Below are 26,717 nucleotides of genomic sequence, written 5' to 3'. Positions count from 1 at the left end.
ACTTCCCGCAGGTCGGCAGCGGATCTCAACTCCAGGCAGATGGTCGCCGTCCAGTGCCGCATCAGGCAACGTTCACCCTGTCGACCACGGCTTGTGCCGGCTATGAACGGGCGAGCGTTCACCTGGGAGGCGAGGCGTCCCGCCGGCGTTTGTAGGCGCGGGAGACCAGCGCGACGCCGAAGACCAGCTGTACGCCGAAGAGCACGTCGGACCAGTGCGAGGCGTCGAAGGGGATGCCCCACACGGCCCAGGCCAGGGCGCGGATGCCGATGATGACGGTGGCGACGACTCCCCAGGATTCGGCGACCGATGGCCACCGGCCTGTTTCCCCGGCCTGTGCGGTGCCGTCCTTCTTGGCGGCCTCGCGTGAACGTTGACTGATGCGGCACTGGAGACAATCGACACCGTGCTCCTCCCATGCCCGTTCGACCGGAAAACTGCGGGGAGTTCACGATCGCCGGCGGTCAGCAGGCAAGAGCACGCCCCCGACCGATTCACCTGGTCAGAGGCCTGGTCTCGCGTCCAAGATCGTCGCGGGTGCCACGATTGCCTTGTCCACGTATCTCGTATGGCGTCACTTCCAGCTGAGGTCACGTACACCGCAGTCGTTGACATCGGCGCCTGACACCAACACCGGGGAATAGCCGCGACACATGCCGGATCTCCACGGCTCGCGAGTCCAGGAGCGACGCGGTCTACCGGCGGTCGGCCGTCGTTGCCGGAACGAGGCAGTGGAGGGCACATCGCGCTGCCACCTCCACCAAGGTGACTGGACGAAGCGCGGCGGTGTGTCGCACCGGCGGCTCGTCGAGGTCGGCCGGCAGAAGGCCGGCGATCTCTCGTGCCCCGGCAGGGTCGCCCAGTGCTTCGATGACTTCCGAGACCATGCTTCGACCCTACGGCCCGCGCCGACCGCCATCCAGGCCGCCCGCGCAATGGGGACGTAAACGATCTCGCTCGGTGCTCGCCTGATCAGGGCCTTCGCCGCAGGTCAGGGCAGCGGAGGCCCTGCCGTCTCACCTGGGATCCGGAACCGTCGGCGCCGACTGCCCTCGCGGCATCGGGCGGGAGCGGCCAGGCTGGTCATGAGCCCACTCGGCGACTCCTGCGCCGAGGCGAAGGAGCTGATCACCATGACGAACCTGGCGGGATTCCCGGAGCGCCCGGTCCGGGTGAACGCGCGTATCGACTCGCCACTGTCCCGATGGCTGTGGCTCGTGAAGTGGATCCTCGCCATTCCGCACTACGTGGTGCTGTTCTTCCTGTGGATCGCCTTCACCGTGGTGACCGTGATCGCGTTCTTCGCGATCCTGTTCACCGAGCGCTATCCCCGTGGCCTGTTCGACTTCAACCTGGGTGTGCTGCGCTGGAGTTGGCGGGTCTCGTACTACTCGTACGACGCCCTGGGCACCGACCGGTACCCGCCGTTCAGCCTGGGCGAGGAACCGGACTACCCGGCACGGCTGGACATCGCCTACCCCCAGCGGCTCTCCCGCGGCCTGGTACTGGTCAAGTGGTGGCTCCTGGCCATCCCGCAATACGTGGTCATCGGCTTCTTCCTCGGCGGCGCCCAGTTCGGATGGTGGTCCGGCGGGCTGATCGGCGTGCTGACGGTCATCGCGGCCGTGATCCTGGCGTTCACCGAGAAGTATCCGAAGGACCTGTTCGACCTGATCATCGGCCTCAACCGGTGGGTCCTGCGCGTCACCGCCTACGCCGCTCTGATGACGGACGCCTACCCACCGTTCCGCCTGGACCAGGGCGGCCTCGAGAGCGACGCTCCGCAGCAGCGGCTGTGATCACCGCTCCCGTGGCCACATCGCGCCGCCGGGGATGTCGGCCACCCCGGCGGCGGCCGCGGCCTTGTCCGTCAGCGTTCTTCTTCGGCGAGTGTTCCGTCGAGCGGGAACGGCGGGGACGGGTGCCATGCGCGATCCTCCGCCGGGCCCGGGTGGGGCACCACGAAGCGATGCCGGCCACTTTCGATCTCCGTGGGTTCGAGGCCCGGCAGGACGACGGTCGCGACCGACCCGGTCGGCACGGTGACGCCGACGCGGAGTTCGCCCTCGGCCCGCTCCCACGCGACCTCGGCCAGGCCGTAGGGGGTGCGGTGCGCCGTGCGTGCCCACGAGATCCGTCCGCCGGGCCGCGGCTCGATCCGCAGTGAGCGGTACCCCGGCGAGCCGGGCCCGAGACCGGCGACCACGCGATGCATCCAGTCGGCCACCGCGCCGAAGGCGTAGTGGTTGAACGACGTCATCTCCCCGGGGTTGACCGAACCGTCGGGGAGCAGGGAGTCCCAGCGCTCCCAGATCGTGGTGGCCCCCATGGTCACCGGATACAGCCAGGAGGGGCACTCGGTCTGGAGCAGCAGCTGGTAGGCGTCGTCGATCGCTCCCGCGGACGTGAGGGCGTCGCAGATCACCGGGGTCCCGAGGAAGCCGGTGGCGACCTTGTGGCCCTTCTCCCGCACCAGCCGGACCAGTCGCCGTGCCGCCCGCGCGCGTTGTTCGGCGTCGGGCAGCAGGGCGAACTCGAGCGCCAGGGCGTAACCGGTCTGCCCGGAGTCGGCGATCCGGCCGCCCTGGGTCACGTACTCGTCGTGGAACGCCTGGCGGACCGCGCCCGCGAGGTCGCCGTACTTGACCGCGTCCGCTTCCTCACCGACCACCGCGGCGATCCGGGACAGCAGGCCGGCGACGTGCGCACGGTAGGCGGTGGCCACCAGGTGCGCGTCGGTCGCGGCCCGCCAGGGGGCGTCCGCGGGTGCCGCCGGGTCGAGCCAGTCGCCGAGCTGCAACGCCGGTGTGTCGAAGAGACCGGCCGGCCCCAGCTTCGCGGTCACGCCGTCGACCCAGGCCCGCATGCTCGGGTACTGGCGACGCAGCAGCCCCGCGTCGCCGAACCGCTGGTGGAGCACCCAGGGGACGATCACCGCGGCGTCGCTCCAGCCGGCCGTCGGCGCCGGCTCCGCGAACGGGCCCGGGAAGTCGATCCGCGGCACGAACAGCGGGACGACGCTCTCGGCGGTCTGGTCCGCGGCGAGATCGGCCAGCCAGGAGGTGAGCAGGCCGGCGCAGTCGAAGAGGTAGGCGGCCGTGGGCGCGAAGACCTGGAGGTCACCGGTCCAGCCCAGACGCTCGTCGCGTTGCGGACAGTCGGTGGGGACGTCGACGAAGTTGCCGCGCATCCCCCACACGACGTTCTCGTGCAGCCGGTTGAACAGGAGGTCAGAGCACTCGAACCAGCCGGTCCGGCGCATGTCCGAGTGGTAGACGACCGCCGTCACGTCAAGTTCGTCGTAGTCACCCCTCACCTCGGCGTAGCGAAAGCCGTGCAGGGTGAAGGACGGCTCCCAGCGCTCGCCGTCGGCGTCCCCGGCGAGTACGTACCGGTCCGTGGCGTGGCCGTGCGCAGGAGACCGGGCGCCGGTTCCCCCTCGGGGAGGTCACCCTGCAGGCACCGATCGTGCCCAAGAAGTTCTTCCACACCGCCGGCAACTTCACCGACCACCACGACGAGCTGACCGCCGCGGACTGGTCGCACCCGGTGCACAAGGGGATCGTCTTCTTCCAGAACGTCGACGCGATCATCGGTCCCGACCAGCCGATCGTGTACCCCGAGGGGCTCACCAAGGAGCTCGACTACGAACTCGAACTGGCCGTCGTGATCGGCAAGAGCGGCAAGTTCTTCGGGCCGGAGGAGGCCGAGGACTACATCGCCGGCTACACGGTCTTCAACGACATCACCGCGCGTGACATCCAGCGCCGCGAGATGCAGTCGGGCGTCTTCTCCTTCTCGAAGGCGATCGACACCTTCTGCCCCATCGGCCCCTGGATCGTCACGAAGGACGAGATTCCCGACCCGCACGCGCTCGGGATGGAGCTCCGGGTCAACGGCGAGCGACGCCAGACCGGCAACACCGAGAAGATGATCATCTCGATCCCGCACCTGATCGCCCACCACTCGGCCCAGGGCTACACGTCCGGCGACATCATCACCACCGGCACCATCTCGGGCGTCGCCGCCGTACAGCCCAATCCGTTCGACTTCTACCTCCGGCCGGGCGACCGCATCGAGGCGGAGATCGAGGGCGTCGGCACGCTGCGGAACCACGTGATCGGCTGGAAGGACGCGCACGACACCGAGCCGTTCTCCATCGATCTCTACGACCCGGCGAACTGAGGCGGAGCAGATGCGACTGGCCACGCTTTCCGACCGGGCCGTCCTGCTCACCGAGGACGGCGCGGTCGACATCGCCGACGCCTCCTCGGGACGCTTCGGCCCGGACCCCATGGACGTCCTGAACGACTGGACCGCTTTCCGGGCCTGGGCCGGGAGCGCCGAGCTGCCCGCGGCGAGTCCGTACCGGACCGCCGATCTGGACGCGCCGGTCCCCCGACCGCGCCAGGTCTTCGCGGTGGCGCTGAACTACCGTCCGCACGCCGCCGAAGCCGGCCACGTCCCGCCCGAGATCCCGCTGCTGTTCACCAAGTTCCCCAGCTGCATCGTCGGCCCGAGCGCGCGGGTCGAACTGCCCAAGGGCAACGTCGACTGGGAGCTGGAGATGGTCGCCGTCATCGGCACGCCCTGCCATCGGGTGCCGGCGAGCGAAGGCTGGGAGGCCGTGGCCGGGCTCACCGTGGGGCAGGACCTCTCCGAGCGCGTCCTCCAACTCACCGGAAGACCACCGCAGTTCTCGCTGGGCAAGTCGTATCCGGGCTTCGGCCCGACCGGTCCGGCGCTGGTGACCCTCGACGAACTGCCGGACCGCGACGACATCGCGATCGAGTGCCTGCTCAACGGCGAGAGCGTCCAGGCGGCGCGCACCAGCGAGATGATCTTCTCCGTTCCGCAGCTGGTGGAGTTCATCAGTGGGGTGTGCCCGCTCCACCCCGGCGACCTGATCTTCACCGGGACCCCGGCCGGGGTGGGCAACCGTCGCGTTCCGCAGCGGTTCCTCGGCCCGGACGACGTCCTCGTCAGCCGGATCGACGGCCTGGGCGAGATGCGCCAGACCTTCCGGTGAACGCGGCCCCGCGCCGGCCACCACCCAAGGGGGCCGGCGCGGGTCCAGTTCGCCACGGCCCGGACCGCGGCCGCGAGGTGGACTCAGTGACGCGTGGGATGCGGGCGCCCGAGCGCGAACCGGCTCGGTCCGGGCTCTCCGCGTACCAGCGCGGCCGCCAGCTCGCCGATGACCGAGGCGAACTTGAAGCCGTGCCCGGAGAACCCTCCCAGCACGGTGACCGGGCCCTGCCGGTCGATGACGAAGTCATGGTCGGGGGTGGTGGTGTACAGGCACGTCACGGCCTCGGGCGCGGTGTGGTCCACGCCGGGGAGCCAGCGCTCGGCGTACGCCGCCAGCTCTTGCAGGATCGCGGCGTCCGGGGTGCGGTCGCGCCGGTCGGGGTCGACGACCGGGCCGACGCCGTGGAAGCCCGCCTTGACGCCGTCGGTGCTGCCGAGTCCGTACACCCCGTCCGCGGTGAGGCCGTCCATGGGCAGCGCGGCGCCCGGGTGGTGAATGTAGCTGGGCCAGGTGAGCGCGTCCGCCGCGGGGAAGTGCGCGGGCTGCTCCTGGGTGACACGCAGCACCGGCACGCCGCCGACCGGCGGAGCGGTGCCGCCGCCCAGCATTCCGGGCGCCCAGCCGCCGACCGCGACCACGACCGCGTCGACGCGCAGTTCCTCCTCCGTGTCCGTGACCACCCGGACCTCGGCGTCGCCGTGCACCGACAGCCCGGTCACCCGGACACCGTGCCGGACCTCCGCGCCGTGCGCCCGCGCCGCCTGCTGGAAGGCGCTGACCGCCTCGTCGGCGTGCAGGCGTCCGGCCTCCGGGTGGAAGACCGCACCGGTGTCGGCGCGCAGCCCCGGCCAGCGCTCGGCGACCTCGTCCGCGGCCAGCCGCTCGGCAGGGTGTCCGGCGACGGTCAGCGCCTCGTACAGTGCCTCGGTCGTGACGGCCGGGCCGTGGTCGACGGCTCCGGTGAGGGTGAGCACCTGCCGTCCCGTCTCCCGCTCCAGCCGCCGCCACAGCGGCAGCGACCGCACGGCGAGACCGACGTAGAAGGGGTCCGTGTAGGCCAGCCGGAAGATCCGCGAGGTGCCGTGCGAGCTGCCCCGGTCGTGGCCGGGCGGGAAGCGCTCCAGCAGGGTGACGCGGTCACCCTGGGCAGCGAGCCGCCACGCGGCGGACGAGCCCATGACCCCGCCACCGATGACGACGACTCGACGAGAAGACACGATGCTCGATCCTTTGGTGAACGATCCGGACCGACCGGGCAACCGGACGCCCGAGGTTTTCCGGTGTGACCTGCAACTTTCTATCAGCCGTCAGCCCGGAGCGAACCGGCCGGGTCGCCGCCCGCCCCCTGCGGCAGAAGGGCCGGGCCGGAGCAGCCTGGTTGTCACCTGGAAGGCGGGCTGCTGGGTCACGGCCGCTCGGTGCCTTTCGATCCCTCACCTCGTGGTCCGCCGGCGGCTCGGACCCGACGGCCGCACCGACATCGCCTGACGGCGCCGGTCACGGGGACGCGCATGCGCCATCTCCCCGGGGTGGCGCCAACCGGAAGCGCGTCACCAGGGCACCTCTCCCCCGTCGTCGAAGAAGCGGCCCGTCGGCCCGTCGGCCGACACGGTGGCCAGCCGGATCGCGGCGGCCGCGCCCTGCTGGGGGGTACGCACTCCCCGGAAGCCGTTGAGGTCGGTCGCCGTGAAGCCGGGGCAGACGGCGTTGATCAGGATGTGGGTGCCGGCCAGTTCCCTGGCGTACTGCACGGTGACGGCGTTGAGGAACGTCTTCGACGGAGCGTAGGCGATGGCGATGGGGCCCATCTCGGCGCCGGGCGTGGTCTGGAGCGTGAGGGAGCCGACGCTGCTGGAGACGTTCACAATCCGCGGCGACGGCGAGCGGCGCAGCAGAGGGAGCAGGGCGTTGGTGACGCGGATGACGCCGATCACGTTGGTCTCCACGGCCGCCCGTACCCGGTTCACGTCGACCGTGGTGGGCTCCTGCGGTCCGCCGCCGGTGATCCCCGCGTTGTTGACGAGCACGTCGAGCCGCCCGGCCCGCTCCTCCATCAGCCGGGCCGCCGCTGTCACACTGGCGTCGTCGGTCACATCGAGCGGCACGCCGAACGCGTCGGCTCCGGCCGCGCGCAGCTTGTCCACGGCGGCCTCGCGCCGCTCCTCGTTCCGCGCGCCGATTCCGACGGACCAGCCGAGGGCGCCGAGCCCGGCGGCGATCTCGTACCCGATGCCCTTGTTGGCCCCGGTCACCAGCGCGACCTTGTGGTGGTTCACGGTGTTCGTCTCACTCATGACATCGATACTTCTCCCCCACCGGGCAGGGCGTCCAAGACCGCCTGGGTGGACGGCGATACCGCCCGGGTATCGCTCCTGGCCGTCCCCGTTAGGCTGGCGGGGTGGAGACACGTGAGCTGCGGTACTTCGTCGCGGTCGCCGAAGAGCTGCACTTCGGCCGGGCCGCGCAGCGGCTCGGGATCGCCCAACCCCCGCTGTCGCGGGCGATCGGCGGGCTCGAACGGCGCCTGGGCACCCTCCTGCTGGAGCGCGGCAGCCGGGGTGTCAGCCTGACCGGGGCAGGGGCGGTACTGCTGCGGGAGGCGCGGGCGGCGCTGGACGCCGTCGAGGCCGCCGAACGGCGCACCCGCCGGGCCGCCCTCGCGGCGACCGGCCGCCCCGCCGTGGTCCTGGCCGCGAAGGCGGGCGCCTCCGGTGAACTGCTGGCGAAACTCCTCGACGCCTACGCCGCCGAGCCCGGCGCCGTCGCCGTGGACGTCGTGCTGTGCGGGCCGGGCGAGCAGGCACGGCTGCTGCACGACGGCCGGGCCGACGTAGCCCTGCTGCACCGGCCGTTCGACGACACGGCCGGCTTCGACACCGAGGACCTGCACCGCGAGGGTCAGGTCGCGATCCTCCCGGCGGGCCACCCTCTCAGCGCCCGCCCCCACCTGCGGCTCGCCGAGGTCACCGACCTTCCCGACCTGCCCCTGCCCCGCTGGCCTCGCCCTGACGGCACCTTCCCGGACGGCCCCGGACCGCAGGTGCGCGACCACACGCAACTCACCCAGCTCATCACCCTCGGCCGCGCCTGCGCGGTCGTGCCGGAGTCGGGCCGCACCGGCCTGCGCGAGGACCTCACCGCCGTACCGGTCCCCGACGCCCCCCGCGTCACCACGGTCATCGCCTGGCCCCCACACAGCCGCTCGACGGCGGTCGCGGGGCTGGTCCGCGCCGCCACCGCCCTGTGACCGACGGCGGTGCACGCCGGGACACCGTGCCGGGTTTCGGGGACAGCGTCCGGTCCGCCATCGGCAACTAGTTGGCCCTTTGGTACACCGCAGGTCACGAGGCGTGTCAAACCGGCGCCATCTTCAGCGTGGACGCGTTCGGGCCGCTCAATCTCCAGCCCCATTCCGGACGTGCGCGGGTTCCCGTACCCGCCCTTCGCAGGTTCCTCCGACGGCGCGTGCGCGGACTCCCGCTGGGACTACCGGGCGTCGCGCCGCCGACGCGCGCGCTCGAACTCGGCGACATCCGACATCCAGGGACCGTGCTGTTCGAGTGCGGCGTAACCGCCGCGGACGAAGGCGCTCACCAGGTTCCGGTACCCGCCCATCCCGTCGACCAGGCGGTACTCGACCCGGTACTCCGGATCCGACGTGCCTTCACCCTCGCGCAGCGTCGTGATCCGGGCGATGGAGTCCGCGTAGAAGTGGAGCTGGATCCCTTCGCCCATCTCCTCGTCCTCGATGGTGAACACCTCGTTGTCCGCGGCAGAGCGATCCCCGACGAACTCCCAGAACTCCGCGGCGGCAGTGCGGGGACTGTTCCGTTGCCACTTCTTCTCGACACCCTTGTCGTCGGTGAACAACAGGACCGTCTTCCTAGTACTCCCACCGAAGTCGGCGCGGTGGCCGGCAGCCTCCTCGTCCTCCTCCATGGGCGTGGTCCTGGAGCGGTCCGCGGCCTCCGAGCACATCAGGAGGCTCACGGTACGCACCGCGTCGTCGACGAGCTCAGGGTGTGCACGGCGCACGGCCGCTTGGACCGTCGTCTCCATCCGCTCCCAGTCGCGCCTGTCCGTGGCACGTTTTCCCCGTCGCGGATCACGGCCGATCCGCATCCCGGCGCACGTCTGCTCCGCAGTGGCGATCACCCGCATGACCTCGGGCAGCAGAGCGGGGGCGACGGCATCGGGTATCCGCCTCGGAACTGTCGCGCCGTGCAGATACTGACCCGTGTACCTCAGAATCGCGGCGTCGAGTGGACCGAGTACTGCTCCGCGCTCGGCGCGACGGCGGTCCGCGTGGTACTCCTGCGCTCGTTTCTCGTTCGACGTCTCTGTCGCCGCGCGCATCGCCGCACATACCTGACCGCGCTCCAGTAGACCGATGTCGGCCCCGTGGGCGATGAGACGTCTCCTGTCCCAGCGGATGCGCTGGAAGAGCGTGTCGACGTCCGCTGGCGCGGCGAGGAGGATCGGGTCCAGGAGCGCGACGGCAGCGTTCTCGTCGAGCCGGCCCCGGGTTCCGGCGGCGTCGCACAGCGGGAGCACCGCACTCCACAGCAGCAGGTGTCTGGCCAGGTCCTCCCGGATCACCGCAAGATGGGCTTCGCTGATCGAGAACGTGAACGTGCGGGGATCGTGGTTGGCGTCGGCCCCGGCACCGAGCATCAGCTTCAGCTCGCCGTCCTCGCGGATCACGTTCGGGATCCAGCCGCTCGTGCGCGTGAAAACGATGTCGCTCATGGACTCAGTCTTTCCTGGAACGGCACCGGCCGGCCTCACGGCGATGTTGCAGCCCCGTCCCGCACCATCTGCTCACGACCACCGTGCACATTCGACGTCGAGGCGTGTGTCGGTGCGCACCCAGACTTCGCCCCCGGCGGCCTCGGCCGGGGCGTCGACTCGTTCGATACCGAGGAACTCGATCAACTTGAGCAGTTCGGCTCGTTCGGCTCGGTCGTCGTCGACACCATGCGAGTCGAAGAACACATAGAACTGGTCGCTCGGGTCTACGCAGCCCGAATCTGCCCAGATCCGAGCGACTTCTTCGATCGCCGCTGCTTCCGTCGTGATCGTGGCGGCGCGGGCGGCACCGCGAGTCTCCGGTGACGCGTCGAGGTCGGAGAGGTCGGAGAACCACTGGCCGAAGCGGTCGAGGCCGGCATAGCCGTTCTCGAAGAACAGCATCGCGCTCGGAAGGTAGCGATTGCCCCTGTCGACCCGGAGGTATTCCGACCGAGGTGGGTCCGCATGCTTGATCCGGGAGATCACACCTTGCCCGGGCATGAGTACCAAACTCTGCCCCGACGGCTCATCATTGATGGTGTAGGTGTCAGACGCTCGACCACGGAAGAACGCAGAGAACGCTACGTAGGCTTCCTGAGGGTCGCCCACGGAGACCTGTTGGTCGTTGCCATCACCGACAGCGAAGACGAACTGTTTCGGTCCGGGTTTGTAGGGGCGAGCCATTTGCGTCCTTCGTTCACGTGTGACAGCTGCACCAGGGTAGTCGAATCAGAGCGGACGGACCTGCCGTTCATCGCCGACGAACACCCAGGTGAACCGGCAGATCGGCCTGCCCGGCGAAAAACTGACCGCTCAGGCGGTGCACACTTCGCGCCGGAAGTCCTCGCCCTGGCCCACCGCCGCGTCGACGTCCTCCGGGCACTCCTCCGCGACGGACGAACCTGGGAAAGTCCGAGTACGAGCGCCCATTGCTCCGGGGCCGCCCGCGAACAGAGTGTCGCCGGTGAATCCGACGATCCAGACGTTGTTCTCGACGTCCCAGAGGCCGCCGTCCAGGCTGAAGGTGCCTGAGGTTGTGAGGCGTTCGACGCGGACCCCGGTCATCAGAAGATCACCACCGAGCGGAGGACATCGCCCTTGTGCATGCGGGCGAAGGCGTCTTCGACCTCGTCCAAGGTGATCGTCTCGGTGACGAAGGAGTCGAGGTCCAGGCGGCCTTGGAGGTAGAGGTCGATGAGCATCGGGAAGTCGCGGGACGGGAGGCAGTCGCCGTACCAGGAGGACTTGAGCGTGCCGCCTCGTCCGAAGACGTCCAGCAGCGGCAGGTCGAGTCGCATGTCGGGGGTGGGGACGCCCACGAGGACGACGGTGCCGGCCAGGTCACGGGCGTAGAACGCCTGTCGGTAGGTCTCCGGCCGCCCGACGGCTTCGATGACGATGTCGGCGCCGAATCCGCTGGTGACCTCGCGAATCGCCTCGACCGGGTCGGTGTCGCGTGCGTTCACGGTGTCCGTGGCGCCCATCGTCCGGGCTGTCTCGAGCTTGAGGTCGTCGATGTCCACGGCGATGATCTTCGCGGCGCCGGCCAGCCTGGCGCCGACGACGGCTGCGTTGCCGACGCCTCCGCAGCCGATGACAGCGACGGTGTCGCCTCGGCCTACTCCTCCTGTGTTGATCGCCGCACCGATGCCTGCCATGACCCCGCAGCCGAGCAGGCCGGCGGCGGCCGGTGAGGCGGCCGGATCGACCTTCGTGCACTGGCCGGCGGCGACGAGGGTCTTTTCGGCGAAGGCGCCGATGCCGAGGGCGGGTGACAGTTCGGTGCCGTCGGTGAGGGTCATCTTCTGGCGCGCGTTGTGCGTATCGAAGCAGTACTGCGGGCGGCCACGTCGGCATGCGCGACAACGGCCGCAGACCGCCCGCCAGTTCAGGACGACGAAGTCGCCCGGCACCACGTCGGTGACTCCGGTGCCGACCGACTCCACGATGCCCGCCGCCTCGTGTCCGAGAAGGAACGGGAAGTCGTCGTTGATGCCGCCTTCCCGGTAGTGCAGGTCGGTGTGGCAGACGCCGCAGGCCTGCACTTTTACCACCGCCTCGCCCGGCCCTGGATCGGGCACGACGATCGTCTCGACGCGCACCGGCTCGCCTTTGGCGCGGGCGACGCCGCCGCGTACGTGCTGAGGCATGGATGGATCCTCTCGACTGTCTGTATGGGAAGTGAGGCTCGGGTTTCCGACGGACGGTGGTCAGCTCGCGGGGCGCACGCGTACGGAGAGCGCTGCGAAGGAGCGCAGGGTGTTGTTGAGGTGCCGACGCGGTTCGCCTGAGAGCTCGATGCGTTCCACTCGTCGAGCCAGGGCCGTGAGGAGTGCTTCGGCTTCCAAGCGGGCTACGTGCTGACCTACGCATTGATGGATGCCCATGCCGAAGCCGACGTGTCCGGATGGATCGCGGGTGAGGTCGAAGCGGTCCGGGTCGTTCCAGCGGGCCGGGTCACGATTCGCCGCGCCGAGGAACATGAGGATCTTGGATCCCTCGGGGATGAGGGATCCCGCGATCTCGACGTCGGTCGTGGCCGTGCGGAAGAAGGTCTGGACGGGTGACTGCCAGCGCACCGCCTCATCGAATGCCACGCGGGCCAGTTCGGGGCGTTCGCGGAGCCGCTGCCATTCGTCAGGGTGGCTGGCGAGGGCGTAGAGGGTGGCGGCCAGGCCATGCACTGTGGTGTCGACGCCGGCGGTGAGAAGGGAGCGTACGACCAGCGGTGCCTGCTCGTGGGTGAGGTCGCCGCGGTCGGCAGCGGCCCAGATGCGGGCGCCGAATCCGTCATCGGTGAGGGCTTGGCGGGCGCACTGGGCGTTCACCCAGGCGGACAGGTCGGCGGCCCTGGCAGCGTCTGCCTGCACGAGGGCGTTGACGGGGCCGAAGGCATTGAAAGCCATGTTGCCGTAGGGCAGGAGGTTGTCGCGGCCGTCGGGTCCCAGTCCCACGGCGTCTGGGAAGACGCGCAGCGGGAATGCTTTGGCCAGGGCTTCGAACGCGTCGAAGTCGGTTCCCTGGGTGGCCAGGACGGTGTCGACCAGGTCGTCGGCTATCGGCTGCCATGCCGCACGCAGTCGGCGCAGTGCTGGTGGGGCGAGTATCTCGCGCAGGACGCGGCGCGGTGCGTCGTGGTGCGGCGGGTCGGCCTCCAGCAGCAGGCTCGGAGGCCGCCAGGGCTTCGAATGGCGGAAGTTGGCCAGTCCCACGCCGGCGGCGGACTGGAATGTCTGCCAGTCGACGAGGGCCGCGTGCACGTCGCGGTACCGGGCGAGCGCGTAGACGTCGTAGCGGGACAGCCGCACGACGGGACCTGCTTCCCGAAGGGCGTGGTGCAGGGGTTCGGGCGTCGTGAGGTGTTCGGTGGCGAACGGGTCGGCGTCGCTCGTGGGCGGTTCGACGGCAACGGCGGGTGCTTCGGACATGGCGGCTCCAGCGAAGTGCGGCTCGGGAAGGGGCGGGTCTTGGCTCAGAGATCCAGGACCAGGCGGGCCGAACGGGAACGTGAAACGCAGGGCAGCATGCAGTCGTTGGCGGCGCGTTCGTGTTCGGCCAGCACCGAGTCCCGGTGGTCCGGGGTACCTTCCACGACCGGGGTGAGGCAGGTGCCGCAGGTGCCGTGCTCACAGGAGGACAGCACGTCGGCACCTGCCTGCCGAACGGCTTGAAGGACGGTGACGTCGGGGGTGATGGTCACTGTCCGCCCGCTGCGGCACAGTTCCACCTCGAAGGGTCCGCGGTGCACCGGCTCTGTCAGGGCCTTGGCTGTGAATCGCTCGGTCCGCAGGCTGTACGGCGGCCACTGGGAAGATGCTGCCTCGACAGCGGCGAGCAAAGGACCCGGTCCGCAGCAGTACACCTTGGTTCCCGCGTCTGGTTCGCTCAGCCAGGCCTCCAGGTCGAGCAGGCCGACCTCGTCCTGGGGGCTGATGTGTACGCGATCGCCGTAGGAGGCTGTGAGTTCCTCGAGGAAGGCCATGGAGACCCGGCTGCGGCCTCCGTACAGCAGCTGCCAGTCGGCTCCGGTCACGTCGGCTTGATGCATCATCGGCAGCAGCGGGGTGATGCCGATGCCGCCCGCGATGAACAGGTACCGCTCGGCAGGCGCCAGGGGGAAGTGGTTGCGCGGACCTCCGACCTCCACGAGGTTCCCGGGCATGAGCTGATCATGGACGTAGGCGGAGCCGCCCCTGCCAGGGGCTTCGCGAAGGACAGCGATGCGGTAGGTGTACGGGTCCCATCGGTCGCCGCACAGGGAGTACTGGCGAGTCACTCCGCTCGGCAGGATGAGGTCGATGTGCGAGCCGGGCGTCCAGTCCGGCAGCCGTGTGCCGTCGGGATGCGCGAGGGTGAGTGACACGACGCCGTCGGCGACAGGGTCCTTGTCCTGCACCTGCAACGTCACGGTGGAGAGGTTCTGCTGCAGCGGAGCGGTGGGCAGCAGGTTGTGTACGACCACGTTGTCGCCTCCCGTCTGTGGAATGCAGGAAGCATGCGCGCGGGCACCGTCGGACCGCGACGGCATTCTCATTCAGCGAGAGACCGACTTCGCGGAGATGTCATGTGGCTGTCGCATCGCCGTCACATGCCTATGGAGTGTCCTGTGTCCCGCGTCCGGCCAGCGCGCGGGAGATGCCCCGGGCGGCGGTCCGTACGACGGGGACCACGGCCTGGGCGCCGGCCTCATTGGGCACGATGACCGACAGCGCCGCGATCACCGTGCCGTCCGCACCGCGGACGGGCGCGGCTACGCCCAGGGCCTCCGCGTGGACGTAGCCGGGGCAGTACGCATAACCCTGCTGCCGGATCTCGGCCAAGGTCGCGCGCAGCTGTGCCGGAGTGGCCGGTGTGGCCGGTGTGTATGCGGTCAGCGGGCTGTCCAGGATCCTTTGCTTGAGGTCACTGGGGCCGTGGGCGAGGAGCACCAGACCGCTGGAGGAGGCGTGCAGAGGAAGCCGCCCTGCGATCCGGGTGTAGTTGATCACCGCCTGTGGTGCCGAGAGCCGTTCGAGGAAGAGCACGTCGTCGCCGTCGAGGACGCCGATCTGCACGTGGTGGCCCACGACGTCGTGGGCGCCTTCCATGAACGGCATTGCGTGATCACGCAGGGAGAGAGTGGGGGAAGCACGCGTTACCAGCTCCCACAGCCGCACGCCGATGCGTACTTTGCGGTCGGAGTCCCGGCTCAGGAAACCGTGCGCCGCGAGCTCGGCCACGAGGCGGGAGACCGTGGCCACGTGCAGGCCGGTTCGACGGGCGATCTCGGAGACCGTCAGCGCCGGCTCGTCCTGGCTGAACGCTTCGAGAATGCGAGCTGCCCTGGACAGCACCGACTCCTGATGAGGTGTGTGCATGGCGAACCGTTCTGCTGGTCTCCCGGCCGGGGGCGGTGTCCGTCTCTGCGTCTACTCGTACGCACTGTCCATGGCAGCCAGTGCGTGAGCGATGTCCGTGGTGCCTGCGAAGAGGGCACGCACCTGCTCGAAGTGCGTCTGCTGCACCTCTGAGTTGGGCCATCGCTGATCCATGAACGGTACCGTCGTTCCGTCCTTCTGCCTCCGTGCCACCTCCGCGACGGCGGGATCGACGGAGAAGGAGTTGCTGGGCAGAGCGGGCAGCGTTGCTCCGGACCGGTTGTACAGGTTCTGGCCCCGTTCTGATCCCAGGAAGTCCACGAACGCCAGTGCCGCTTTGCGGTGGGGGGCCTTGGCGTTGAGCCCGTAGGCGGCGGAGACGGCGCCGGGAATCCGGGTTTCGTTCGGCTGATCCGTGGCCGGCAGGGCCGTCATCCGGAAGTGCATTCCTGGGGCCGCGGCACGCAGAGCGGCGAGAGTGCCGGCGACCTGGACCACTCCCACTGCTCGCCCGTCGGCCACTTGGTCGAGGGCGTCCTCGTAACTGGTTTTGAGCGGAGCAGTGCTGAAGCAGCCACGATCGCGCATCTCCAGGTACTTGGCCATGGCTTGGCGCCATCCCGACCGGGCGAAGCTCTCCTTGCCGGACTCCATCTGCGTGTCGAAGTCGAGGTCGTGGGCGTACACCGTGGTGGCGACCAGTGCGTAGTCGACGAGCTGGGTGACCCACGGGGTCTGGTTGCCCAGTGCGAAGAGCACCTTCCCGTGCCGGCGGGCGGTGTCGCACAGGGCGAGGAGGCCGCTGTAGGTGGTGGGCCGGGTTCCGCCGATGGCCCTGAGCGTTTCCGCCGAGTAGATCGCGCCGACAGCGCTGAAGGTGACGGGTACCAGGTACGTACCGACGCCGCCGTCGGTGACCGGCCGCATGCTGTCCGGTATCCGGCCGGCGAAGAAGCGCAGGCTGAGTGCTTCCAGGAAGTCGTCCTCTTTCAAGGCCAGGACGGAGGCAGGGTTGCCGCTGCCGGGCCAGACGGTGAAGACGTCCGGCGCCTTGCCTGCCCGAAGCTGCTGCGGAAGCTCCTTCTGCAGGGTGTCGGTGTCGGCGTAGCTGACGTTGACGTGGATGCCGGGACGGGCTCGGTGGAAGGCCGCGACGACGGCCTGCATCGAAGCCTTGTCGGTGTTGTTGGCCCTGACGGACACCTCGGTGTCCGACGTGTCACTGCCGGCTCCGATGACGGAGCAGCTGGTCAGAAGCGTCATGCTCAACGCAAGGGATGCGGCGAAGCGAAGGGGTCTCGGTCTGCGGGACACTGGCGGGCTCCATGCGGTGGTGGAGGCGGAGGTTCGACGAGCCGGACGGGAATGACTGAGGCGCGTCACGCCGTGGCGAGGAGGCGGACGGCGTGACGCGCCGGCTGGGATTGCGGTCAACTGATGGGAACGGCTCGCTGCGCGGTCAGGTCACGGGAACTGTGCGCTGTGGCAAAGGTGTACCTGCCGGGGACAAGTGCCCAGGCACCTGCCTTCCAGATGGTGAGGTTGTCCACGGGAATGGTGACCGTGAGCCGCTGGGAGCCCGCGGGGGCCAGGGTGAGTTTGCGGAACGCGACGAGCCGCTGCGGCTCGGCGGCGGCGGCGCTCGGCAGTGCGGCGTAGAACTGCACGAGTTCCGTGCCCTTGCGTGAGCTGGTGTTGGTGACGGTCACGCCCACCGTCACTGTCTTGGCGCGCTTGTCGTATGTGGCTTCGAGGGAGCCGTGGGCGAAGGTGGCGTACGACAGGCCGTGCCCGAAGGGGAAGAGCGGCTGCTGCCCCTCGCTGTCGTAGTAGCGGTAGCCGATGGAGATGCCCTCGTCGTAGGAGACGGCTCCGTTGCCGCCGGGGTAGGTCGCGGGTGTGGTGCCCGGCCCCTGGGTGGCGTCGGCGGGGAAGGTGACGGGCAGGCGGCCGGAAGGGTCGCTGTCTCCGAAGAGGACAGCGGCCAGCGCCGTGCCCATGCCGCGACCCCCGTACCAGGCTTGGAGCACGGCCTCGACGTCGCCGAGCCAGGGCATCGTTACGGGACCGTCGGTGTTGAGGACGACGGTGGTGCGCGGGTTGACCGCTGCCACGGCGGCGATGAGCTGTTCCTGATCACCAGGCAGACCGAGTGCCAGGTGATCCATGTCCTCGCCGGCGACCCGGTTGACGAAGACGATGGCGGCGTCCGCGGCACGCGCCGCGTCGACAGCGGCGGGGATCAGGGATTCGGGCTGCCATCCGAGGGTGAGCCCGCAGGTGCCGGGGTCGGTGGTCGCGTTGGTGTAGGTCACCTCGATGGTGACGGTCTTTCCGGCGGTCAGCGCGGTGGCGCCCTGGAGGGGGTAGTCGTAGGGGCCGAGGAAGAATCGGCGACTGTGCCGGGTGCCGGTGGCGACCGTGGTGCCGTTGACCTTCAAGGTGGCGGTTCCGGCGGCGAGCAGGGAGAACCGGTGCAGGCCCGTGGTCGTCGGCACCAGGGTGCCGGTCCATTTCGCCGACCACACGTCGGGCAGGTTGTCCACGGGAGCAGCGGTGAAGTCGACGGTGGCGTCGGTGCGAGTGATGAGCGGGGTGCCGGAGGCCTCTGCCCCTGAGTAGTAGGTGGCGGACAGACCGGGGGTCCCAGCGCCGCTGCGCAGCACGGTGGAGGGAACCGCGGTCAGGGGAAGATCTCCCTTGGTGCCCTGTGCGTGCGTGACCGTGACGCCGCTGCCGGCGCGGGCGCGGATGGCGTTCAGGGGCGTCGTCCATGTACCCGGGTCGACGTAGGTGGAGCCGCCCACGCCGGTGAGGACGTCGGTACCGGCCGGGCCGATGACGGCCAGGGATTTCAGGGTGGCCGGCAGAGGGAGTGCTGCGGAGCGGTTGGCCAGAAGCACCAGGGAGGCGACGCCGGTCTCATGGGCGAGGTCCTGGTGGGCCTGGGTGCTGACGTCGGCCGCCGGAGTGGGCACAGGATGGTCGAAGAGACCGTTCGCGTACATCGTGACGAGGATGCGTCGGGCTGCGTCGTCGAGCCGGGTGCTCGGTATCGCACCGCCCGTGAGCGCTCCGGCGGGGATCTTGACTGCGTAGGGTCCGAGCCCGGCGAGGTCCATGCCGGCTCGCGCGGCGGCGACCTGGTCGTCACCCGCCCAGAAGTCCGGCACGGTGTAGCCCTGCAGTCCGATGGCCTTCTTCAAGTCGTCGAAGAGAGCCGAACTCTGTGTCGCGAAGGTCCCGTTGATCTTCGGGTAGGCCATCATGACCGAAGTGGTCGGGGCGGCGGTGACCACGCGGCGGAACGGTGCTTCGTGGAGTTCGTGCAGCGCACGGTCGGAGACCTTGGTGTCTGTGGAGAAGCGGTTGGTCTCCTGCGTGTAGGCGGCGAAGTGCTTGACCGTGGCTGCGACGTTCTGGCTCTGTATGCCGGTGGTGAGAGCCACGCCCAACTGGCCGGCGAGCAACGGGTCCTCGCCCATGCCTTCGGACTGTCGGCCGGAATGCCAGGTCCGGGTGAGATCGACGGTGGGGCCGAGGAGGTTGTTGTAACCCTTGGCACGGCCCTCCGCGCCGATCGCGCGGCCGATACGTGCCGCCAGGTTCTCGTCGAACGTCGCCGCCTGCGCGACCGGAACCGGGAATGCGGTCACGCCTTGCTCGCCGCGCAGACCGGCCGAGGCGTCCACCATGGTCAGAGCCGGTATACCCAGGTGAGCGACGGTCGCGAAGTCGCACCGGACGAGCGCTTCCTTCTCAGCCGCTGTCATTCGGCCGAGCATCGCGTCCGCCTGATCCCGCGGTGCCTCGGACCGTGCGGCGGCTGCCGCTTCGGTCATCAGGGGAGCCATGCTCAGGCTCATTGCGGTGAGGGTGGCGGCAGACAGAAATGATCTTCTTTTCACGGCGGCTCTCCGAAAGGGGGGCGGATCTACGCTTATGGAAAAAGGGGCCGGCCGAGGGGTCAGGTTCACGGCCGGCCCCGACTCGGGGAGGGAAACGGATCCCTGCGGTGTTCCCGGACTCACCTGCTTGCCTACCGAGTCCCGCGGCAGCAGAAGCAGTGAGGGAATGGAGATTTCCATGCGGCGTACGCTTGTTGAACGGAAAAACTAGAGGACCCGCCCAGCAGGGTCAACCCTTTCGTCAGCCGTGCAACAAAAAGCCGTTGACCAGCCAGTTTGATACTCACATTGAAAAGTGTGCGTGAAATTTCAATTGAAACCAGCAGGCAGCGTGACTGACTATAAACCGTATCGATAGGCGTCATCGACAGGCCGAATGGCAAAGCCGCAGAGGATGCCGAAAACAAACAGTCCGGCGCCGTGATCAGCGCCGGACTGTTTGGAATCGGTGAATGTTTCTCAGGCTGATTTCTCCAGGAATTCCCAGGAGTCGAGCTCATGCTCCCCCGGCTCCACATGGACCGGCGGACACCCTGGGAGCCGCACGACGCCGGAGCAGCCGTCGGGCACGACGACATGGATGCGCATCCGGCCGTCGGCGGTTGTCTCCCACGACGACTCGGCTGCGCCGTAGGGCGTTTCGTGGCGTGTCCGTGCCCAGGTGATGCCGCCGCCGGGCCGGGGCTGGAAGACAAGCTGCCGATAGCCGGGCATGGACTCGGCCATGCCTCCGACGACGCGGTGCAGCCAGTCGGCGACGGCTCCGAGAGCGTAGTGGTTGAAGGAGGTCATACCGCCGGGATTGAGGGTGCCGTCGGGGCGAAGGCTGTCCCACCGCTCCCAGATGGTGGTTGCCCCTTGCGTGACCGGATAGAGCCAGGAAGGACATTCGGTCTGGGTCAGCAGGAGGTAGGCGACGTCCAGGTGACCGGTGTCGGTGAGGGCGTCACAGATCACCGGAGTCCCGACGAATCCTGTGGCGATACGGGCTTCGTCGGCGAGGACCAATTCGGCCAGCCGGTCGCCGGCCGCGCGTCGTTGCGGCTCGGTGAGGAGGTCGAAGGCGATACCGAGTGCGTAGGCGGTGGGGCTGTCGCTGGTCATGCGGCCGACGGGCAGTACGTACCGGCGGCGGAAGGCGGCCGCCACCTCTGCGGCCAGTGCGGCGTACCGCTCGGCGTCCTGTTCCATGCCCAGTTCGGCCGCGGCCAGGGACAGGTGACGGGCGGAATAGGCGAAGTAGCCCGTGGCCACCAGGTAGCGGTCGGTGCGGCCGGCAGCCGGGTCATCCGGCGGGGCGGCGGGGTCGAGCCAGTCACCCAGCTGGAATCCGGTGTCCCAGAGGCGATCGGGGCCGGCGAGCCGTTCGACGAGGTCCACCCACGCCTTGGCCATGGCGTAGTTGCGGCGCAGGATCTGCAGGTCGCCGAAGCGCCGGTACAGGGTCCAGGGGGTGAGCGTGGCGACGTCTCCCCAGGCGGCACCGGGCTGGATCGGCGTCCACATCGGTTTGCCGGGGATGACGGGCACGTACCAGGGGATGGTGCCGTCGGGAAGCTGCTCGAGCCCGACATCGGTGAGCCAGGAGTCCAGCATGCCGGCGCAGTCGTAGAGGAAGCTCGCGGTCGGGGCGAAGACCTGAAGGTCGCCCGTCCAGCCGAGGCGTTCGTCGCGCTGGGGACAGTCGGTGGGGATGTCGACGAAGTTGCCGCGCATGCTCCATACGACATTTTCGTGGAGCCGGTTGATCAGCGGGTCGCTGCACTCGAACCAGCCCGTACGGCGCATGTCTGTGTGATAGACACGGGCCGTCACCGACTCCTGCGTCAACTCCCCTGGCCAGCCGCTGATTTCGGCGTAGCGGAAGCCGTGCAGGGTGAACCGGGGCTCCCACGTGTACGGACCACGTCCGGAAAGAATCAGGGTGTCGGTGGAGTACGCCTCGCGCAGGGGTTGGGTGGCCAGTTCTCCGTCCTGGAGCACTTCGGCGTGTCGGACGGTGATGGTGGTGCCGACGGGGCCGTCTGCGGTGAGGCGGAGCCGGCCGACGAGGTTCTGGCCGAAGTCGAGGAGGTGACGGCCGTCGGCCGTTCGCGTGATGGCGACAGGGGCCATCTCCTGGGTGCAGCGCACGGGCGGGCCCTGGGGGGCGACGAGTGTGCGCGGGTTCCGGTTGCCGAGCCGAACGGGGGTCCATTCTGTGTGCTGCTCAGGCGCCCGGGTCGCCCAATAGGGGTCGTCGAGTCGGGCGTCGAAGTGCTCGCCTTCGTAGAGGCCACTACTGGCGATGGGCCCCGTGGCCGCCGTCCAGGTGGCGTCCGTGGCGATGACCGTGGTGGTGCCGTCGTCGTAGGTCACTTCCAGCTGGGCGATGAGGGCTTGGTCGGTGCCGTAGATGTTGCGGGTGCCGCCGTCGAATCCGTACTTGCCGCGGTACCAGCCGTCGCCGAGCCAGGCACCGATGACGTTGGTGCCTGTGGCGAGGTGGGCGGTGACGTCATGGGTGCGGTAGCGCAGGCGGTGGGGGTAGACCGTCCAGCCCGGGGCGAGGATCTCGCTGCCCACGCGGAGTCCGTTGATCTCCACCTCGTACAGGCCGTGAGCGGTGACGTAGAGGCGGGCTCGGGTGATCGGGCGATCCAGGTCGAAGTCTTTGCGTACCCGGGCCGGTTGGCGTTCGGCGGCCGGATCCTCGGCCCATCCGCCGCCGACCGGCATCGCACTCCAGTCCGCCGGGTCGAGCAGCCCGGCTTCCACCAAGCTGGGCTCGCTCCATGCGGAAGGAGCCGCGGTTCCGGCTGTCCAGACCCGGACTCGGACGGTCACGCTCTCGCGTGAGGCCAGCGGTTCACCGGGCCAGGGCACCAGTAGCTGGTCGCTTCCTTCGATCCGGCCGGTGCTGTGCTCACGGCCGGACCGTTCGAGCCGGACCTCGTAGGCCTGCTGGCTGCCGGTGCCGGGGGGAAGCTTCCAGGTCAGTCGTGGGGTGGCCGTACCGATACCGAGGCCGTCCGGGAGGTGTTCGAAGGAGACCGGGGCGGGTTGGGAGGTCGACAAGGGGAACCTTTCTTCACGTGCGGGAGCGGTTGGGCTTCGGAGGTTCAGCCCTTGAGCGCTCCGGAAGTGAGGCCCTTCATGACCTTCTGGTTGAGGAAGAGGTAGATCAGGAGGGTGCCGAAGACGTTGAGGCAGATGGCGGCGAACAGGGGGCCGTACTGGGTGGCGCCGAAGTCGCCGGTGAAGTTGAGCAGGCCGACCTGGACGGTGCGCAGGTCCTGGCTGTTGGTGAAGGTGAGGGCGATCAGCAGGTCGTTCCAGATGAAGAAGAACTCGACCAGGCCGACCGTCAGGAGCGCGTTGCGGACCATCGGGACACTGATGGTCCAGAAGGAGCGCAGGATCCCGGCGCCGTCGATCGTGGCGGCCTCGAAGAGTTCACGGGGGACGGACTTGTAGTAGGTGGCCATCATGAAGACGGTCAGCGGCAGGCCTGTGCCGGTGTAGGTGAGGATCAGCGGCCACAGCGTGCCGGACAGACCGGTCTGGAAGTACACCGTGAACAGGGGAAGCAGGATCATCTGCGGCGGCACCATCATGCCGGCCAGAAAGACCAGCAAGGTCAGGTTGCGGCCCTTCCACACCATGACCTGGAGCGCGAAACCGGCTGCCGCTCCCAGCAGCAGGATCAGGGCAAGCGCCGGGACGACGGCGAGCAGGCTGTTGCTGACGTACAAGCCGATGTGGCCGGTGGTCCACGCTTCGGTGTAGTTGCCCCACTCCCACGTGGTGGGCAGGCTCCAGGTCGAGTGGTTGAGGTAGTCGCTGTTGGACTTCAGTGAGGTCAGGAACATCCAGACGAGCGGGTAGATCTCGACGACCAGCAGCAGGGTGACGACGATCTTCACCCACACCTTGCCGACCCGGACGCGCCGCCGGGAACGGGACCGTCCGGAAGCAGCGGACGGTCCGCGGCTCGCCTGATGGGCGGTGGCCTTCACAGGGGTGTCGATGGCCATGGTTGTCAGCCTTCCGTGAGGTCGCGCCGTGAGACGCGGAAGACGACCAGGCTCACCAGCAGGCACACCACGGTGAGCAGCACGGCGATGGTGCTGCCGTAGCCGTAGTCGCCGTAGGTGAACGACGTCTGGAACATGTACAGGGTCAGTGGTGTGGTGTCGTTGCCCGGGCCGCCGTTGGTGAGCGCGACGATGGAGTCGAAGGCCTTCAGCGTGCCGTTGACACTGAAGATCAGAGAGGACATGAGCACGGGCAGGGACAGCGGCAGCACGATGTGGCGCACCAGTCGCAGGCCTGTCGCTCCGTCGAGGCGTGCGGACTCCAGGACTTCCTCGGGGATGTCGACGAGACCGGCGAAGAGCAGGACGGCGTAGAAGCCCATGGAGCGCCAGATGTCCATGACGACGAGGACCCAGAAGGCGCTCGAAGAGCTGCCGAAGAAGTCGATGGAGTCGATGCCCACCGCGTTCAGCAGTGAGTTGACGGGGCCGGTCTGCGGGGCGACCTGGAAGAACTTCTGGAAGAGCAGGCCGACGGCGACCGTGGGCAGTACGACGGGGAAGAACACGAGGGTTCGCACGAGCGCGGAGGCGCGCTTGAGGAAGAAGACGTAGAGCAGGGCCAGGAGGTAGCCCGCGACCACCTGGCCGGCGGTGACGACGACGGCGTACTTGAGGGTGAACCAGAGGGCGTGGCGGACGGCCGGATCATCGAGAAGGCGGGAGAAGTTGGCGACGCCGTTGCCGGTGAAGCCGTCGATGGAGTTGCCCTTGGTGAAGGAGTAGCCGAGCGACCACACCATCGGGACGAGCATGATCAGGGAATAGACGACGAGTGCGGGACCGAGCAGGATCGCGATGGCCCTGCGGTCACCGAGTACGCGGTGCATGAGTGGTATCCACTTCGATGACGATGAGGAGTTGTGCCGAGCAGGCGCCGGGGCGGCGCGCGGAAGGCGCGTGCGGCGTCAGGCACGCCGCCCCGGTCGGCTCACTGAGCGGACAGCGCGTCCTGGACGGTCTGCATGAACTGCTCGGGGCTCATGCTTCCGCTGACCAGGCCCGCGGCGTTGGTCTGGCTGATCGTGGTGGCCTTGGTGCCGAACAGGGCCTCGAACCACAGAACGTTCTGCTTGGAGGCACTGATGGTGTCGCGCACCTGGGTAGTGACCTCGTTGGCGTCGGTGACCGGGGTGTTGACCTTGAAACCGGAGATCGAGCCGTGGTCCTTGAGCGCCTTGCTGCCGTAGTTCTTGGCGATGCAGGAGACCCAGGCGCCGGTGTTCTTGTCGAAGGACTTGGCGCCCAGGGTGATGCCGAGGCCCACGTTGGACGGGTACTGGTCGATGGAGCCCTTGCCGCCGGAGACGGCCGGGAAGGGCATGAAGCCGACGTTGTCCGCGCCGATCTTGTCCTGCTTGGCGTCCGAGATGTTCGCCAGTGCCCAGCTGCCCATGTAGAGCATGGCGGCCTTGCCGGTGAGGAACTGGTTCATGGCGGTGTCGTAGTCGATGGAGCCGACGCCCTTGCCGAAGTAGCCCTTCTTGCCTAGGGCGGCGATCTCGGTGGCGGCCTTGACGTACTGCGGGTCGGTCAGCTTCGCCTTGCCGTCGGCGACGTCCTTGAGTGCGTCCGGGCCGAGGCTGCGGTAGAGGTAGCCGCTGAGGAGGCGGGTGAGCGGCCAGCCCTGCTGACCGGAGGCGGAGAAGGGCTGGATGCCCTTGGCCTGGAGCTTGGCGGCTGAAGCGACCAGCTGGTCCCAGGTGGCGGGGACCTTCAGGCCGTTGGCCTCGAAGATCTTCTTGTTGTAGAAGACGCCCTCGATGTTGTACTCGTACGGCAGTACCTCCAGCTTGCCGCCGTACAGTGCCTTGATCGTCGACACGGCGGCCGGCTCCAGCTGGTCGTCGACTCCCAGCTCCTTCAGCTTGGCTTCCAGGTCGGCGATCTTCCCCGACTTGGCGAGCTTCTGGGTGAGCGCGGGGGCGTTGCCCGCCGCGAACTGCACCGGCAGGGCGCCCTGCCCTGCGAGCAGTTGCAGCTTCTGGTCGAGGCTCGCCTGGGGAACGGTCTCCACCTTCAGGGGCAGCGCGTCGTTCGCGGACTTGCACGAGCCCTCGGAGAGGCTGGTCAGGGCCGTCTTGACGGTGGTGTTCTCGGTGACGCTGAGGTAGCTGAAGTTCTTCGGCGCCGCCGCGGTACCGCTCCCGCTGCCGCCGCAGGCGGTGGCGAGCAGGGCCATTGAGGCCGCGCCGGCCGTGAACAGACCCAGACGTGTGCGCCGAGCGCGGAACGTGCGAAGGGACACGGGTGACTCCCAGGGGTTGGAGAAGAAGCGAGATGTGAGGCGGAAGGACGGCGCCGAGAGCGACAGGCGGCCGCGCCACGCTGGAGTTCGTAAAACGTTCTCCATGTCGAGTGGGCAACACCCTGCACCCGTCGCCCTACTCCGTCAAGACACGGAGCTGTAACACCCGGGATTTCAACCAGAGACTTGACGCTGAGCGTGTGACATCCTGTAAACCGTTACACCAACGACCACGAGAACCGGAGTGCGGACGATGGACGGGGCTGCGGGACCCAGGCAGAACAAGCGCGTGACGATCACCGACGTCGCCCGGCACGCAGGCGTGTCCATCGCGGCCGTGTCCAAGGTGCTCAACAACGCCTACGGGGTGAGCCCTGCCATGCACGAGAAGGTGCAGGCCGCGATCACCGCGCTCGACTACCGCCCGCACGCCGCCGCCCGTGGCATGCGCGGGCGGACCTACACCATCGGCGTCCTGCTGGACAACGTCCGCAACGCCTTCTTCGCCGACATCCTGGACGGCATCCGGGACGAGCTGCGCAGCTCCGATTACACCGTGCTGATCGGAGCGGCCGGGTTCGACGCGCAGGACCAGGCCCGCACCATCCGTTCCATGGTGGACCGCCAGATGGACGGCCTGGTCCTCATCGCGCCGAGCACGCCCCGCCCGGAGGTCCTCGCCACGGCTGCGTCGACGCCCACGGTCGTGATCGGCCACGACGACGCCGCGGACAGCCACGATTCGGTCGTCGACGCCGACGATGTCGGCGCGGGCCTGGTGGTGGACCACCTGGTCTCCCTCGGCCACCGCGACATCGCCCTTGTCTCGGCGCCTGGAGCCAAGACGGGCCGGTGGAAGAGAACACCCGAGATCGTGCTCGCCTCCGGCTACATGGAGGCCATGCGACGGCACGGCCTCGCTGACCACGCCCAGGTGCACCATGGCGCGTACTCCGACGAAGGTGGTTTCAAAGCCGGTATGACCTTGTTGACCGCGGAACGCGCACCCACAGCCATCATGACCGGCGCCGATGTCGCGGCCCTGGGCATCTACCGCGCCGCCCACGAACTCGGCCTGCGCATCCCCGACGATCTCTCCCTCGTCGGCTACAACAACACGGCCCTCGCGGCCCTGGCCCCGGTCCAGCTGACCAGCGTCGACCAGGCCGGACACACCATGGGCTCGACAGCCGCACGCCTTCTCATCGAGAGAGTCGAAGGCCGCCGCGACCGGGCGATCCGCACCACCATGACTCCGCGCCTGGTCGTGCGGAAGAGCACGGCGACGCCAGGAGGCCGGTAGAC

21 protein-coding genes and 1 pseudogene are annotated in these 26,717 nt (G+C 68.8%); 5 read left to right on the top strand and 17 right to left on the bottom strand.

What is annotated here, in order from left to right; genetic code table 11:
- Positions 1-118 precede the first annotated feature (118 nt).
- On the bottom strand, positions 119-244 hold the full coding sequence (locus ACF07B_RS31745; RefSeq protein WP_392181504.1) for a hypothetical protein: 126 nt from the start codon (positions 242-244) through the stop codon (positions 119-121).
- 889 nt (positions 245-1,133) lie between these two features.
- Here ACF07B_RS31745 and ACF07B_RS31740 point away from each other — a divergent pair.
- Positions 1,134-1,799: a DUF4389 domain-containing protein gene (locus ACF07B_RS31740; protein ID WP_392181565.1), complete on the top strand. Its 666-nt coding sequence runs from the start codon at positions 1,134-1,136 to the stop codon at positions 1,797-1,799.
- A gap of 71 nt (positions 1,800-1,870) precedes the next feature.
- Here ACF07B_RS31740 and ACF07B_RS31735 read toward each other — a convergent pair whose 3' ends face one another.
- Positions 1,871-3,316 carry an alpha-L-rhamnosidase C-terminal domain-containing protein gene (locus ACF07B_RS31735; RefSeq protein ID WP_392181503.1) on the bottom strand — a complete coding sequence of 482 codons (1,446 nt, stop codon included), beginning with the start codon at positions 3,314-3,316 and terminating at the stop codon, positions 1,871-1,873.
- Positions 3,317-3,468: 152 nt separating this feature from the next.
- Here ACF07B_RS31735 and ACF07B_RS31730 point away from each other — a divergent pair, with 152 nt between their 5' ends.
- Together ACF07B_RS31730 and ACF07B_RS31725 are read left to right on the top strand one after the other, a co-directional pair.
- On the top strand, positions 3,469-4,185 hold the full coding sequence (locus ACF07B_RS31730; RefSeq protein ID WP_392181502.1) for a fumarylacetoacetate hydrolase family protein: 717 nt from the start codon (positions 3,469-3,471) through the stop codon (positions 4,183-4,185).
- Positions 4,186-4,195: 10 nt separating this feature from the next.
- On the top strand, positions 4,196-5,029 hold the full coding sequence (locus tag ACF07B_RS31725; protein ID WP_392181501.1) for a fumarylacetoacetate hydrolase family protein: 834 nt from the start codon (positions 4,196-4,198) through the stop codon (positions 5,027-5,029).
- 83 nt (positions 5,030-5,112) lie between these two features.
- On the opposite strand, the gene ACF07B_RS31720 is transcribed toward ACF07B_RS31725, so the two are convergent.
- Together ACF07B_RS31720 and ACF07B_RS31715 are read right to left on the bottom strand one after the other, a co-directional pair.
- On the bottom strand, positions 5,113-6,249 hold the full coding sequence (locus ACF07B_RS31720) for an FAD-dependent oxidoreductase (RefSeq protein ID WP_392181500.1): 1,137 nt from the start codon (positions 6,247-6,249) through the stop codon (positions 5,113-5,115).
- Between the two features lie 333 nt (positions 6,250-6,582).
- Positions 6,583-7,326: an SDR family oxidoreductase gene (locus ACF07B_RS31715; protein WP_392181499.1), complete on the bottom strand. Its 744-nt coding sequence runs from the start codon at positions 7,324-7,326 to the stop codon at positions 6,583-6,585.
- A gap of 104 nt (positions 7,327-7,430) precedes the next feature.
- Here ACF07B_RS31715 and ACF07B_RS31710 point away from each other — a divergent pair, with 104 nt between their 5' ends.
- Positions 7,431-8,279 carry a LysR family transcriptional regulator gene (locus ACF07B_RS31710; RefSeq protein ID WP_392181498.1) on the top strand — a complete coding sequence of 283 codons (849 nt, stop codon included), beginning with the start codon at positions 7,431-7,433 and terminating at the stop codon, positions 8,277-8,279.
- Positions 8,280-8,518: 239 nt separating this feature from the next.
- Here the strand turns inward: ACF07B_RS31710 and ACF07B_RS31705 are convergent, their stop codons facing one another.
- The 13 genes and pseudogenes from ACF07B_RS31705 to ACF07B_RS31645 all read right to left on the bottom strand — a co-directional run bounded on the left by ACF07B_RS31705 (position 8,519) and on the right by ACF07B_RS31645 (position 25,412).
- Positions 8,519-9,781, bottom strand: coding sequence for a DUF6357 family protein (locus ACF07B_RS31705; RefSeq protein WP_392181497.1), 1,263 nt, complete (start codon positions 9,779-9,781; stop codon positions 8,519-8,521).
- Positions 9,782-9,853: 72 nt separating this feature from the next.
- Entirely contained in the window at positions 9,854-10,507 is a 654-nt protein-coding gene (locus tag ACF07B_RS31700; RefSeq protein WP_392181496.1) for a hypothetical protein, read from the bottom strand.
- 285 nt (positions 10,508-10,792) lie between these two features.
- Positions 10,793-10,888, bottom strand: a pseudogene (locus tag ACF07B_RS31695) (MBL fold metallo-hydrolase); the annotation flags it as partial.
- Complete coding sequence (locus ACF07B_RS31690; protein ID WP_392181495.1) at positions 10,888-11,973, bottom strand: S-(hydroxymethyl)mycothiol dehydrogenase; 1,086 nt, start codon at positions 11,971-11,973, stop codon at positions 10,888-10,890. The pseudogene ACF07B_RS31695 and the gene ACF07B_RS31690, both read right to left, overlap by 1 nt.
- A gap of 60 nt (positions 11,974-12,033) precedes the next feature.
- The gene (locus ACF07B_RS31685; protein ID WP_392181494.1) at positions 12,034-13,251 is read right to left on the bottom strand and encodes a cytochrome P450; all 1,218 of its coding nucleotides are present in this window, start codon (positions 13,249-13,251) and stop codon (positions 12,034-12,036) included.
- A gap of 44 nt (positions 13,252-13,295) precedes the next feature.
- Complete coding sequence (locus tag ACF07B_RS31680; protein WP_392181493.1) at positions 13,296-14,285, bottom strand: PDR/VanB family oxidoreductase; 990 nt, start codon at positions 14,283-14,285, stop codon at positions 13,296-13,298.
- A gap of 130 nt (positions 14,286-14,415) precedes the next feature.
- The gene (locus ACF07B_RS31675; RefSeq protein ID WP_392181492.1) at positions 14,416-15,180 is read right to left on the bottom strand and encodes an IclR family transcriptional regulator; all 765 of its coding nucleotides are present in this window, start codon (positions 15,178-15,180) and stop codon (positions 14,416-14,418) included.
- A 51-nt stretch (positions 15,181-15,231) separates the two neighbouring features.
- Positions 15,232-16,443, bottom strand: a complete 1,212-nt coding sequence (locus ACF07B_RS31670) for an ABC transporter substrate-binding protein (protein WP_392181491.1) — start codon at positions 16,441-16,443, stop codon at positions 15,232-15,234.
- A gap of 167 nt (positions 16,444-16,610) precedes the next feature.
- A complete protein-coding gene (locus ACF07B_RS31665) occupies positions 16,611-18,953 on the bottom strand; it encodes a glycoside hydrolase family 3 protein (RefSeq protein ID WP_392181490.1) in 2,343 nt (780 codons plus the stop codon).
- 594 nt (positions 18,954-19,547) lie between these two features.
- Positions 19,548-22,145: a family 78 glycoside hydrolase catalytic domain gene (locus tag ACF07B_RS31660; RefSeq protein WP_392181489.1), complete on the bottom strand. Its 2,598-nt coding sequence runs from the start codon at positions 22,143-22,145 to the stop codon at positions 19,548-19,550.
- A gap of 44 nt (positions 22,146-22,189) precedes the next feature.
- Positions 22,190-23,104 (bottom strand): carbohydrate ABC transporter permease, encoded by a 915-nt coding sequence (locus ACF07B_RS31655; protein ID WP_392181488.1) that lies wholly within the window; start codon positions 23,102-23,104, stop codon positions 22,190-22,192.
- A 5-nt stretch (positions 23,105-23,109) separates the two neighbouring features.
- Positions 23,110-23,994 carry a sugar ABC transporter permease gene (locus tag ACF07B_RS31650; protein ID WP_365881653.1) on the bottom strand — a complete coding sequence of 295 codons (885 nt, stop codon included), beginning with the start codon at positions 23,992-23,994 and terminating at the stop codon, positions 23,110-23,112.
- A 101-nt stretch (positions 23,995-24,095) separates the two neighbouring features.
- Positions 24,096-25,412: an ABC transporter substrate-binding protein gene (locus ACF07B_RS31645; RefSeq protein ID WP_392181487.1), complete on the bottom strand. Its 1,317-nt coding sequence runs from the start codon at positions 25,410-25,412 to the stop codon at positions 24,096-24,098.
- 289 nt (positions 25,413-25,701) lie between these two features.
- Here ACF07B_RS31645 and ACF07B_RS31640 point away from each other — a divergent pair, with 289 nt between their 5' ends.
- Entirely contained in the window at positions 25,702-26,715 is a 1,014-nt protein-coding gene (locus tag ACF07B_RS31640; RefSeq protein WP_392181486.1) for a LacI family DNA-binding transcriptional regulator, read from the top strand.
- Positions 26,716-26,717: the final 2 nt, after the last annotated feature.

Origin of the sequence: Streptomyces sp. NPDC015532 (assembly GCF_043078065.1) — a bacterium.
GTDB lineage: Bacteria > Actinomycetota > Actinomycetes > Streptomycetales > Streptomycetaceae > Streptomyces.
Note: the sequence above shows the minus strand (reverse complement) of the source record. Positions and strands in the feature narration are given on the sequence as shown.